The 13,687-nt window shown below is 64.1% G+C and carries 6 protein-coding genes; 3 read left to right on the top strand and 3 right to left on the bottom strand.

The annotated features are described in order from the left end of the window. Positions 1–10: 10 nt before the first annotated feature. Complete coding sequence (locus BC360_RS28230; RefSeq protein WP_065797673.1) at positions 11–1,555, top strand: aldehyde dehydrogenase family protein; 1,545 nt, start codon at positions 11–13, stop codon at positions 1,553–1,555. 539 nt (positions 1,556–2,094) lie between these two features. Next, complete coding sequence (locus BC360_RS28235; protein WP_065797674.1) at positions 2,095–6,777, top strand: putative Ig domain-containing protein; 4,683 nt, start codon at positions 2,095–2,097, stop codon at positions 6,775–6,777. A 231-nt stretch (positions 6,778–7,008) separates the two neighbouring features. Here the strand turns inward: BC360_RS28235 and katG are convergent, their stop codons facing one another. Beyond that, positions 7,009–9,183, bottom strand: coding sequence for a catalase/peroxidase HPI (gene katG, locus BC360_RS28240; protein WP_065797675.1), 2,175 nt, complete (start codon positions 9,181–9,183; stop codon positions 7,009–7,011). Between the two features lie 166 nt (positions 9,184–9,349). On the opposite strand from katG, the gene BC360_RS28245 reads away from it, so the two are divergent. Then, a complete protein-coding gene (locus tag BC360_RS28245; protein WP_065785792.1) occupies positions 9,350–10,267 on the top strand; it encodes a hydrogen peroxide-inducible genes activator in 918 nt (305 codons plus the stop codon). 146 nt (positions 10,268–10,413) lie between these two features. On the opposite strand, the gene BC360_RS28250 is transcribed toward BC360_RS28245, so the two are convergent. Together BC360_RS28250 and BC360_RS28255 are read right to left on the bottom strand one after the other, a co-directional pair. Then, positions 10,414–12,870: a spermidine synthase gene (locus BC360_RS28250; protein WP_065797676.1), complete on the bottom strand. Its 2,457-nt coding sequence runs from the start codon at positions 12,868–12,870 to the stop codon at positions 10,414–10,416. After that, positions 12,867–13,619, bottom strand: coding sequence for a protein-L-isoaspartate(D-aspartate) O-methyltransferase (locus BC360_RS28255; RefSeq protein WP_065797677.1), 753 nt, complete (start codon positions 13,617–13,619; stop codon positions 12,867–12,869). The genes BC360_RS28250 and BC360_RS28255 overlap by 4 nt, the downstream gene beginning before the upstream one ends. Between the last annotated feature and the right edge of the window lie 68 nt (positions 13,620–13,687).

Consider the following 13,687-nt stretch of genomic DNA (forward strand, 5'->3'; position numbering starts at 1 on the left):
GGGGAAGACGATGAACGACATGACCATGCCGGCCGCCAAGGCCGAGCGCATCCGCACGCTGTTTCATGGTTTCCTGCCCGGCAGCGAGATCGGCAGCTATGTCGACGGCGCGCTGGTGGCGGGCTCCGGGCCTGAGCAGGATCTGACCGATCCTGCGACAGGCGAGGTGTTCGCGACGTTCAAGGACGCCGGTACCGACGTCGTCGATGCGGCGATGGAAGCGGCGACGCGCGCCCAGCGCGAATGGATGGCGATGACGGCGTCGGCGCGTGGCCGCGTGATGAACGATATCGCCCGCAAGATCCGCGAGCGCGCACCGGACCTGGCCGAGCTTGAAAGCCGTTCCGCCGGCCGGCCGATCCGCGATATCCGCGGCGAAGCGCTGCGTGTCGCCGAAATGTTCGAATACTACGCCGGCTGGTGCGACAAGCTGCATGGCGACGTCATCCCCGTTCCGACCTCGCACCTGAATTACATCCGGCACGAACCGGTCGGCGTCGTTGCGCAGATCACGCCCTGGAACGCACCTCTCTTCACCGGCGGCTGGCAGATCGCGCCGGCGATCTGCGCCGGCAACGGCGTCGTCATCAAGCCGTCGGAACTGACGCCGCTCAGCACACTGGTCCTCGGCGCGCTTTGCGAAGCGGGCGGCGCACCGCGCGGCCTCGTCAACGTCATCGCCGGCCAGGGCCTGACCGCAGGCGCTGCCATGGTTGCCCACCCGAAAACGGCCCTCGTCGTCTTCGTCGGCTCTGCTGAGGCCGGCTCTGCCATTGCGGCCGCAGCTGCGAAAAATGTCGTCCCCTGCATTCTCGAACTCGGCGGCAAGTCCGGCAACATCGTCTTTGCCGACGCGGATCTGGACCGTGCGATCGTCGGTGCGCAGTCGGCCATCTTCTCGGGCGCCGGCCAAAGCTGCGTCGCCGGTTCCCGCCTCCTGATCCACCGCTCGGTGCACCAGCAATTCGTCGAGCGTTATGCCCGCGCCGCCGAGCGCATCCCCGTCGGCGATCCCTATCTCGACGCCACCCAGATCGGCCCGATCAACAATGCCCGTCAATGGGCAAAGATCGACGAGATGGTGCGCCAGGGCGTTGCCGAGGGCGCGACGCTTGCAACCGGCGGCACGAAACCGGAGGCGCTTTCCTCCTCCGGCGGCTTCTTCTTCGCCCCGACCATCCTCGACAACGTCAAGCCCGACATGACCATCGCACGCGAGGAGGTCTTCGGTCCGGTCGTCGGCGTCACCGTCTTTGACGACGAAGACGAAGCCGTGGCGCTTGCCAACGACAACCCCTACGGCCTCGCCGGCGCGGTCTGGACAAAGGATGTCGGGCGCGCCCACCGCATGGCGTCGCGCGTGCGCGCCGGCACGTTCTGGATCAATGGCTACAAGACGATCAGTGTCATGTCGCCCTTCGGCGGTTTCGGCCGTTCCGGCTACGGCCGCTCCAGCGGGCGCGACGCACTGCTGGCCTACACTCAGACGAAAAGTGTCTGGGTCGAGACGGCGGAAAACCCAGCCGTCGTCTTCGGCTACGCCCCCGAGGCGTGACGACAGTCTTTTTGCCGAACCAGACATCAACCGATCGCCAGGAGGGGACGGCCTGATTCCATGTTCAGGCCGTCGTCCTCGGTGCAACGTTGAGTTAGCCACAAATTATCAGGCGCGATGTTTCCGGGATCGTCGTGCTTCGCTCGCCGCAGCGCCCGCCCTCGGTTCCGCATTCTACCGACAGGCGCAAATGCCCTGGGCGAAATGATAAAATCTGCGCGTGTGTTGCAAGACTGTTACAGCCTTACGTGGCCGAACCGGCAATAAGTATCACTATATTTGCTTTGGTTCTGTTGGTGGCAAGAGGGCCGTGGCAATCGGGGGACAATCCAGACGCAAGAAGCGCGCGCCGAAGGCCTTGCCTTTTCGGCGGGTACGTTTGCGCCCGGGATTTTGTAGTGGGGCTTTTTCCGATGACGTATTTCTGTCGTGACTCTGAGCAAGACGTCCTTGCAACACACGACAGTTCTCCAGCATTTCATCCCATTTCCCGCCTGCTAGCGCTGGCGGGCCCGGCGCGCTCAAGCAAGGCGATCGCCATGCGGTTCGCAACGTTCCTCATTGCGTTGTTGATGGCGGGCAACGCCTACGCCCTTTCGAACGCCTGCAATGAAATCAACGCCAACTGGTCGAACATTTCGCGTGGCGTGCAGAACGCATGGTTCGACGGTTACTATGCGTCGTTCGAGCAAGGCGAGGAACTCTCCTACACGGTCACCACGACCAACAGCAGTGCCTTGGAGAAAAGCGGTGGCTATGCCGGCGCCTCGTTTGGCGTCTCAAAAGGCGGGCAATATGACATAACGGTCGTAGAGCACTCAATCGGCCCGACCGAGCCGAACGACTACACGCGGTCCGGGAGCATCACGCTCGATCCGGCGCAGACATATTGGATGTATGTCATGGGCGGCTACGAGAGTGGCGTCGCTACGGTCACCGTTACGTGCCGTTCCACGCTGCTGCCGCCGGTGATCTCGTCGATTTCGCCTGCTTCCGGCCTGACATTGGACACGACCGACGTGACGATTGACGGCTCCAACTTTACCGGGACGACGAGCGTGACTTTCGGCGGCGCTGCGGCCACGTCGGTCACGGTCGTCAACGAAACGCAGATCAGGGCCGCCGCACCGGCGCATGCGGCTGGCGCCGTCGACATCGTCGTCACGAACCCGGCAGGTTCAGGAACGCTTACCAGTGGGTTCACCTACATCGCGCCGTCGACCGACGCAACGCTCAGCCTCCTGTCGCTGAGCACGGGATCACTTTCACCCCCGTTCGCGTCAACGACAACGAACTATTCCGTCAACGTTCCCAACAGCGTCTCGTCGCTGACCGTGACCCCCACGACCACCGACAGCGGAGCGACCGTCTCAGTCAATAGCAATCCAGTCGCAAGCGGCTCGCCTTCGGGCGCAATCTCTCTGGGTGTCGGCTCGAATTCCGTCTCCGTCACCGTCACCGCGCAGGACCGTTCCACTCAAAAGACCTATTCGGTCGCCGTAACCCGCGGCACGCCATTGGCCCTATCGCCTCCGGCCGGTACCTTGGCGGGCGGCACCGTCGGCTCGGCCTATGGCCTGTCTTTCAGCGCCTCCGGGGGATTGTCGCCGTATACATATTCCGTTTCGACCGGCGCGCTTCCGACCGGATTGACCCTCTCGGCGGCGGGTGTGCTCTCGGGCACGCCGACGGCAGCCGGTACCTTCTCGTTCTCGATTGAGGCAAGGGACGGCCACAACGATACCGTCCCGACGGCATACTCCGTTGAAATCGTGGCACCGGCGATTGCAATTTCACCGGCGGCATTGCCTGTGTCCATGGTGGGCACGGCCTACAGCCAAACGATCACCGCCAGCGGCGGGGTCGGTCCCTACACTTTTGCGGTCACATCTGGCTCGCTCCCGGCGGGCATGGCTTTGGCTGGCGACGGGACGTTGTCGGGCACGGCAACGGCCGGAGGAAGTTTCCCGTTCACGATCCAGGCGACCGACGCGTTCAACAGCACCGGGACCCTGGCCTACACCCTGAACGTCAACGCTCCGGCTATTGCCATGTCTCCGACGAGCCTTGCAGGTGGCACCGTCGGCGCGACCTACAGCCAGACCATTTCGGCCAGCGGTGGAACGACCCCCCACATCTTTGCGGTCATGGCGGGTGCACTGCCGGCAGGGATCACGCTCGCCGCAGACGGCACCTTGTCCGGCACGCCGACGGCGAGCGGAACCTCCAACGTCACCATTCGAGCCACCGACCGTTCCAGCGGCACCGGCCCGTATTTCAGCGAGCAGAACTACACGCTGGTGATCGGCGTGCCCACGATCACCTTCTCGCCTGCGACTTTGCCGGCCGCCTCGACTGGCGCCGCCTACAGCCAGACGATCGCGGCTACAGGTGGAACCGGACCCTACACCTATGCAATATCATCAGGCGCGCTCCCACCCGGCATCACATTGGTCGGCGGAACGTTGTCGGGTACCGCAACGGCCGGGGGGAGCTTCTCGTTCAGCGTGCAAGCGACCGATGCCTTCAGCAGCACGGGTATCCAGGCCTATACGCTCGCCGTCGACCTGCCGGCGATCGTCGTTTCTCCGGCAAGCCTCGCGACAGGGGAAATCGGTGTCGCCTACAATCAATCGATGACGGCCAGTGGCGGAACCGCGCAGTATAGCTATTCGGTGGCATCGGGCGCGTTGCCGGCAGGTCTCACCCTGGCCGCCAACGGCACCTTGTCCGGCACCCCGACGGCGAGCGGGACCTTCAACGTCACCATTCGAGCCACCGACAGTTCCGGCGGAACCGGCCCCTATTCCGGCGATCACGCCTATACGCTGGTGATCGGTGTGCCCACGATCACGCTCTCGCCTGCGACTTTGCCTTCCGCGTCGACGGGCACGGCCTATAACCAAACGCTTGGTGCCAGCGGCGGCGTCAGCCCCTACGGCTATACCTTGGCCTCCGGCACGCTACCGGCAGGTCTCGACCTTGCCGCCAACGGGACGCTGTCCGGCACTCTGACTGCAGCCGGAAACTTCACGTTCACGATCCAGGCGACCGACGCCTTCGGAAGAACCGGAGCACAAGCCTACACTTTGTCCGTCACCGCCCCGACGATCGTGATGACGCCGACAAACCTTGCATCAGGGATGCTGGGCGCCGCCTATGGCCAAACGGTCACCGCCAGCGGCGGGGTCGGGCCGTACGGCTATTCCCTGACCGCCGGCACGCTGCCGGCAGGTCTCAACCTTGCGGCCAACGGGACATTGTCCGGCACGCCGACGGCAAGCGGAAACTTCACGTTCAGCATCCAGGCAACCGATGCCTTCGGAAGTACCGGAGCGCAAACCTACACTTTCTCCGTCGACACCCCGACGATCGTGCTCACACCGACAAACCTTGCCAACGGAACAGCCGGCGCCGCCTATAGCCAGACGGTCACCGCCAGCGGCGGAACTGCTCCTTATTCCTATTCGCTGACATCGGGCGCGCTGCCGGCGGGTCTCACCGTCGCGGTCGACGGCACGCTGTCCGGAACCCCGGCTGCCGCCGGCAGCACCAGTTTCACCATCACGGCCACCGATGTATATGGGGCAAGCGGATCCGCCACATACGCGCTGGTGATCAATCCGGCACCGATCGCATTGTCCTTCGCGCCGGCGCAGGGAGCCCTCCCGGCAGCCATGGCCGGCGAGAACTACAGCGTCGGCATAGTGGCAAACGGGGGTGTTGGCGCGACACTCTACGGCATCAGCGCCGGAAGTCTGCCCAAGGGAATGATCCTGAACGTCTCCACCGGCGCGCTGACCGGCCCGCTCGACGCGGATGCAACCATCGGTGAACACAGCTTCACGATCACGGCAACGGACACCGCCGGCAACAGCGGCACGGCGTCATACTCCATCACGGTCAAGGCGCGCGAAGTGACGGCGCCCGACAGGACGGTCAACGTTCCCGCCGGCTCCGCGCCGCCGAATGTCTATCTGAACAGCGGCGCGACCGGCGGACCGTTCGCCTCAGGCGCCGTTGCATTCGTGCAGCCGCCGAACGCGGGGACGGCGGAGATCATCGAAGGCGAACTTGCAGCAACAGGCAGTTTCACACCCGTCGGACTCTACCTGAAATTCACGCCAAATCCCGCCTTCTCCGGCACCGCCGTCATCGGCTACACGCTGACAAGCGCCAGCGGCGCGTCGAACGTCGCCAGCATTTCCTACCGCATCGGTTTTGATGCGCAGCAAGTCGCCGACGAAATCGACGGCCTCGTGCGTGGGTTCGTCGAAACGCGGCAGAACCTTATTTCCTCGACGCTAAAGGTGCCGGGTCTGCTCGATCGACGGAGAAACGCGACAAGCAACGAACCCGTCACCACCCGCGTGTCGCCCTCTGCCGACGGAATTACCCTCGGTTTCGCCACCAGCCTTTCGCAGATCGACGCGGCGCGCAAGGCTGCCGAAAGGGGTAGAACGCAAGCGGATCCCACTCTCTCGCCGTTTGACGTCTGGATCGACGGCACATTCCTGATGCACAAGCGTGATGAGAACGAGGGCCAATGGGGCAACTTCGGGCTGTTTTCAGCTGGCGCCGACTACCTCATCAACGAAAAGGCGCTGGTCGGTCTGTCGTTCCATTTCGACCGCATGAGCGACCCCACAGATGAAGATGCGGAGCTAACGGGCAACGGCTGGCTCGCCGGCCCCTACGCCTCCTTCGAGATCGGCAAGGGCGTGTTCCTCGACACAAGCCTGCTCTACGGCGGTTCGTGGAACGACATCGACACCGCGTTCTTCGACGGCTCCTTCGATACGACCCGCTGGCTGTGGGACACCAAGCTGCAGGGGCAATGGCTGATCGATGAGGAGACCATCCTCACGCCAAAACTCAGAGCGGTCTTCTTCAACGAAAAGGTCGATGACTATGCCGTCTCTAACGGCACCGGCGGAACCGTATCGCTCGAGGGCTTTACCGAGCAGCAATGGCGTCTCAGCGCCGGCGCGGAAATCGAGCGCAGATACGAGCTTGAAAGCGGATTGACGCTCACCCCACGGATGGGAGCCAGCGTCGGATTTGCTGCACTCGACAACAGCGGCGCCTTCGGCGCGCTCTCCGCGGGCATCGATCTGTCCAACGACATCAATTGGAATCTGGACGCGGCCTTGCTCGTCAACATCGAGGAAGATGGCGAACAGTCCGCGGGCGGCAGAGTGGGTGTCAGTGTGCGCTTCTAGAAGCGCCTTCCCACGGCAATGGCGTGGGCGGCCGATCACCTGTTCGAGCAGCACAGCCCAGCCATCCCGGATTGCGCCTGGCACTTCAAATCGGTCATGCCGGCAGCCACCCGATAGTCCATTCGAGGGTTTGCCGTGATCTGAGTGCGGATGAGCCGATCTCCAGAGACGGCGAATCCGACAGCCTCCCCCCGTTTGACGGGGGAAGGCGTTGCTGGGAAATCCCAGGGGTCATGCAGCCAGATCGAAACGATCGGCGTTCATGACCTTGGTCCAGGCCGCAACGAAGTCCTTGACGAACTTCTCCCTGTTGTCATCCTGGGCATAGACCTCCGCATAGGCGCGAAGAACGGAGTTCGAGCCGAAGACGAGGTCGACCCGGGTCGCCGTGTATTTGGTCGCGCCGGTCTTGCGGTCGCGGATTTCGTACAGGTTGTTGCCGGTCGGCACCCACGAATAGCTCATGTCGGTCAGCGTGGCGAAGAAGTCCGTCGTCAACGCGCCGACCTGGCTCGTGAAGACGCCGTGCGCCGTGCCGGCGTGGTTCGTGCCGATGACGCGCAGACCGCCGACGAGTGCTGTCATCTCCGGCGCAGTCAGGCCCATGAGCTGCGCGCGATCGAGCAGCAACTCTTCCGGGCTCACCACATAGTCCTTCTTCTGCCAGTTGCGGAAACCGTCGGCCAGCGGCTCGAGCGGGGCGAAGCCGCCCGCGTCCGTCTGCTCGGCGGTCGCATCGCCGCGCCCTGCGGCGAAGGGCACTTCGATATCGAAGCCTGCGGCTTTTGCCGCCTGCTCGACGCCGTAGTTGCCGGCGAGCACGATAACGTCGGCGAGGCTGGCGCCCGACGCCGCGGCGATCGGCTCCAGAACGGAAAGAACACGGGCCAGACGCACCGGCTCATTGCCCTCCCAGTCCTTCTGCGGGGCAAGGCGGATGCGGGCGCCGTTCGCGCCGCCGCGGAAATCCGAACCGCGGAAGGTGCGGGCGCTGTCCCAAGCCGAGGCAACCAGATCCGAGATCGAAAGACCGGACGCCGCGATCTTCGCCTTGATGCCTCCGATATCATAGTCCTTGCGGCCGGCCGGGATCGGATCCTGCCAGACGAGGTCTTCGGCCGGCACGTCCGGGCCGAGATAACGGGACTTCGGACCCATGTCGCGATGCGTCAGCTTGAACCAGGCGCGGGCGAAGGCATCCGAGAAGGCCGTGAAGTCGTTGCTGAAGCGCAGCGAGATTTCGCGGTAGATCGGGTCCACCTTCAGCGCCATATCCGCATCGGTCATCATCGGAATGGTGCGGATCGAGGGATCCTCGACGTCGACCGGCTTGTCTTCCTCTGCGATGGTGATCGGCGCCCACTGAGAGGCGCCCGCGGGGCTGCGCGTCAGCGTCCATTCATGCTTGAACAGCATCTCGAAGAAGCCGTTGTCCCACTTCGTCGGCTCGGAGGTCCAGGCGCCCTCGATGCCCGAGACGACCGTGTTACGACCGATGCCGCGGCCCTTGGTGTTCATCCAGCCGAGGCCCTGGAATTCCGGGCCCGCGGTTTCCGGATCGGGGCTGAGGTCGCCCGGGTTGCCGTTGCCGTGGGACTTGCCGATGGTGTGGCCGCCGGCGGTGAGTGCCACGGTTTCCTCGTCGTCCATGCCCATGCGCGCGAAGGTCTCGCGCATCTGCGCGGCGGTCGCCAGCGGATCGGACTTGCCGTTCACGCCTTCCGGGTTGACGTAGATGAGGCCCATCTGCACGGCGGCAAGTGGGTTTTCCAGCGTTTCGGGCTTGGAGACGTCGCCGTAGCGGCCGTCGCTCGGGGCGAGCCACTGCTTCTCGTCACCCCAGTACACGTCCTTTTCCGGCGCCCAGATGTCCTCGCGGCCGAAGGCGAAGCCGAAGGTCTTCAGGCCGGCGACGTCGTAGGCGATGGTGCCGGCAAACGCGATCAGGTCGGCCCAGGAGATTTTGTTGCCGTATTTCTTCTTGATCGGCCAAAGCAGGCGACGACCCTTGTCGGTGTTGACATTGTCCGGCCAGGAATTGAGCGGGGCGAAGCGCTGGTTGCCGGTGTTGGCACCGCCGCGGCCGTCGGCGACGCGGTAGGAGCCGGCCGCGTGCCACGTGACGCGCGCCATCATGCCGACATAGCTACCCCAGTCGGCCGGCCACCATTCCTGGCTGTCCGTCATCAGGGCGCGCAGGTCCGCCTTCAGCGCTTGCACGTCCAGCTTCTTGAGTTCTTCGCGATAGTTGAACCCCTTGCCCAGCGGATTGGTCTTGCTGTCGTGCTGGTGCAGGATGTCGAGGTTGAGAGCGTTGGGCCACCATTCCATGACGGAGTTGCCGAGAGCCGTGGCGCCGCCGTGCATGACCGGACACTTGCCGGTCGTCGTTGTCTTCGTATCCATTTGGTCCTCCAACGGATTTTCTTCAATCTACAGACACTGGAAGAGCTTCGCGGGCACGCCTCTTGGGTCAGCGCCACGGGAAAGTGTCTTCCAAGTGACCAAGGAGTAACAAGCCAAATCCATAATTTCCAATTGTATATTCTAAAGGCTGCGATATGCTGAGGTTATGAATGGCCTAACCATGAAACATCTCCGCTATTTTGACGCCCTTGCCCGGATCGGCCATTTCGGCCGCGCCGCGGAGAGCTGCGCCATCTCGCAGCCCGCGCTGTCCGTGCAGATACGGGAACTGGAGGAACTGCTCGGCGCGCCGCTTGTGGAAAGAGGTGGGCGCAGCATACGGCTGACGGGTCTCGGCGAGGAGTTCGTTGGCCGTACCCGCGCTATCCTGCGCGCTGTTGACGAACTGGAAGACCTCGGACGGGCTGCGCACGGCCCGCTCGCGGGCCGCCTTCGCCTCGGCATCATTCCAACGGTCGCGCCGTATCTGCTACCAAGCATCATAATGGCGCTCACACAGCTCTATCCGGGGCTCGATCCGCGGCCGCGCGAGGCGATCACGCGAAGACTGATCGAAGACCTGGCGGAGGCGAAACTGGATATCGCCATCGTCGCGCTGCCGATTTCGGAGCCTGCCCTGGAGGAAATCCCACTCTTTGACGAGGAATTCGTGCTGGTGCGGCCGCTGGAGGATGCGGGAAAGCCGGTGCCGGCGTCGGAGAGGCTTCACGAGATGCGCCTGCTTCTGCTGGAGGAGGGGCATTGCTTCCGGGACCAGGCCCTGTCCGTCTGCAACATCACGACCGCATCGACGCGCGATGTAATGGAGGGGAGCTCGCTTTCGACACTCGTTCAGATGGTGGGTGCGGGCATAGGTGTGACGCTTATTCCGCAGATGGCCATCGAGACCGAAACGCGGTCCTCTTCGGTCTGCGTGTCCCGGCTTGCCGGCCCCCGTCCCACCCGAACGATCGGGATGGTCTGGCGAAAGACCAATCCACTGTCGACGCAGTTCACTCGGATCGCCGACATCGTGCGCGAAGCCGGACTGAGAAGGCAGAGGCAAATGGATGGCGCCCCGTGAAAGGAAACCGCCCCCTCTCGGATCTTCCCCGACAGATATTTGGAGGGAAAGCCCTGATCGCAAAGCAAACATTTGCTGATGACCCGCGCGCCGACCCTGGCGACCGCAATCCGCCACCCGGCGCGCCCGATAGCCGCGTCGGGCTTTCAGGCGGTTGGCGAAGGGTTGCGATCTCGATCCGACACCCCTGCGAGTAAGGCCGGGGCGACAAGATAAAGGATGGTGGCGATCGTCACGACGCCTGTGAACCCGGCATGCATCGCAAGCAGTGCGGCGAGGATCGCGCCCAGCACCGACGCACAGCCATTGATCCCCCACGCCCAAGGAATAAACTCGTCCGAGCGTGCACCGACGTAGCCGAGGCCGAGGGGGAGCGGCATACCCATAAAGACGGCGAGCGGCGCTATGAGGAGGAGTGTGATCGCGATCTTCGCGGCATCCGGGAGCGCCAGCAGCCGTTCGAATATTAACGGCAGCGCGAGTAGGTACATCGCAGCCAGGAATGCGATCACCACGACGGCGAGGGCAATGCCGCGCACCGGTGACCCACCTCCGACCGCCGCCATCCAGCGTGCAGCCATGGCGCTACCGAGACCGGCGAAGGCAAGGAAACCCGCAAGCACGACAGCGACAGCGTAGAGCGGATGGCCGAGGAACAGCACGAAGCGCTGGATGAATGCGATCTCGATGAAGAGGAAGGCAAGGCCCAAGGCAAGGAAATAGAGCCCGAAGCGCAACCCGTGTACGGCTCTCCCGAGTGCGCGTCGGCGAAGCCAGAGCGGCAGCAGGATCAGGACGGCGCTGAGGGTCGCGGCCTGGACGAGCGTCGTTACCAGGATCAGGTAGCCCCAGTCGAGCATCGCTGCCCCACCTTGGGTGCGCAGCGTCAGGAGTTCGGGCAGCGCGCGCCAGCGGAAGAAGTCGAAGAAATAGGGCCGATTGTCAGTGGCCGGTGCAATATCGAACTTGTAGCGCTCGGTGAAGTCAGCGCGATCAGGGCCGAGGAGAGCGAGGGCCCCCTCGTAGAGATATTCCTGGTCGAGCTGGTTGTAGCGGTTTACGTCGCTCGCGGAGATACCCGGCGCCCAGGAGATGTCAAAGAAATTCTCGGCCGCGAAGCCGCGGGTGGCTGCGACGTCTTCGCCCGTGAACGGCGACTTGGCGACGAGCAGGGTCGCAGTGTTCCAACTTCGGATCAGCACCAGGTGCCGGCCTGGCTGGGCCACGCCATTCGCTTCGAGCGCGACGGCGGCAGTGGCGAACAGCTTGAGGATGTCGCGCGGCGGCACCCGCAGCCACCGCGTGATCGCGACGACTCCATCTGGTCTCAGCACCGCCAGGTAATCCCGCAGTGCCTCGACGGTGTAGGTATAGTTCTCATGCATGCTCTGCACGCCGCCCGCGGCCGCGCTGAAGGAGTCAAGGAGCGGCATCTGGATCAGGTCGTAACGCTCGCCAGTGGTCGCTGCGAAGGCGCGCGCCTCGGCTAAACGCAGATGCACGTTCGGTCGGCTGAAGATGCCGCCGACGAAGTCCGCGAAGCGGTTCCGAGCCAGGTCGATCATCTGCGGGTTGACCTCTACAACATCCACGATATCGGCTCCGGCGCGCAGCGCCAGCAGCACCTGCTCGCCCCCGCCGGCACCGAGGATTAGCATTCGCGGCCGCTCAAGGATGCGATACGGGAGCGCCGCCGTTGTCCGGTCGAGATAGGCGACCGTCGCCGGGTCGCCGCCATAGGCGGTGATCGCCGTAATACCGTCGCCATCGGTGAAGACGGCGAGTTGCACGGGCGGCTCTTGGGTGTTGGCGAGACTGAGGCCCGGCGCGTGCCGGAAAGGGACGGTCGGGCTCTCGACGACCGTCAGTAGTCCGAGCGGGCTCGATCGCTCCTCGACCACCCGCGCGTTCGGCACTTCGAGAGCCATGCGGAGGCCCTTGTACTGCGACATGTGCGGGCCAGGGGCCGTCCAGGACGGTGGTAGCCACACCATGATGACCGCGGCTGCAAGCCCGAGGCTGCCCGCGGCGAACCACCGATGGCGAGCCATGCCCGTCGCGGCGAGGGCAGCCGCCACGAATCCCAACGCCGCAACGAAGCGCAGCGCCGTATCGGGAAAGACCAGGAACAGGAGCCCGACGATGCCCAGCGCACCGACCCCAGCGCCGACCAGGTCGAAGGCATAGACGCGTCCGATCTGGCCAGGATGGCGGCAGAAGGCAAGACCGATACAGGTTGCACCGAAAAAGAACGGCAGGATCAGGAGAGCATAGATGGCCGCGAGCCAACCGAGCTGCCGCGGGTTCCAGACGATCTCGAGCGCGTTGAACGGCAGGCGTTCGGCACAGGCGAAGCTGGCAACCGCAGCAATGCCGAACAGCGCTGCCGACGCTGCGAAGACGGCCGGGTACCGTTCCACCAGGGGGCGGCGGGCCAACGCAACGAATGTACCGCTCGCGCCAAAGCCCAGGAGCGCGATGCTTATCATCATATAGGCAAAATGATGCCACTGAATGATCGAAAAGAGCCTTATCAGCAGCACTTCGTGGGCAAGGGTTGCCGCCGATATGAGACCAATCGGCAGCAGGCGCCCCGCTCTCATCGGGCCCTACCTCCCGTCAGCGGCACAAAAGCCACCGGCAGCAACTGCCGGGTGGTGATGCTTCCGTCCCGTCGCTTCTCGACCAGCATGAGAAACTGGGTCGCGAAGGGACCTCCCACGGGGACGACCATCCGGCCACCTTTGGCGAGCTGCTCGACCAGCGGCGGCGGGATGTGACTGGCAGCGGCAGTCACCACGATGCCGTCGAAAGGTGCGTGCGCAGGCCAACCATAGTAACCGTCGCCCACCTTCACCTCGACATTGTCGAAGCGGAGCTCCGCGAGGCGGGCGGCCGCCCTTTCGCCCAGTTCCGGTATGATCTCAATCGAGTAAACCTTCGCTGCAAACGGAGACAAGACGGCTGCCTGATAGCCCGAGCCGGTACCGATCTCGAGGACAACATCGCCAGGCCCGACGTTGATCAGGTCGGTCATCAGCGCAACGATGAAGGGCTGCGAGATGGTCTGACCGTATCCAATCGGCAGTGGCCGATCTCGATAGGCCGCGCCGCGCTGCTCCTCGGGCACGAAAAGGTGGCGCGGCACCTTTCCCATCGTCTCCAGCACCGCCGGATCGATGCCTTGCCCCTCGACCGCTGACGGCGCTGAGCGGGCGTGCCCTTTGATCGTTTCGACCATGGCCGCACGCTCGCCGAGGCGGTCCTGAGCGGGCGCGGACGTCGAAACCATGGCGGCTGCGCTCGCGAGAACCACGGCCAGCAAAGCTTGGCACTGGGCTAGTCGAGGCATGAACTCCCTCCCGGCTATAACGCCGAGTATAGCGGCGGCGGCGGCAATTTTGAACAAACCTCGCTCGG

The organism is Ensifer sp. LC163 (assembly GCF_001695855.1).
Classification (GTDB): Bacteria; Pseudomonadota; Alphaproteobacteria; order Rhizobiales; family Rhizobiaceae; genus Ensifer.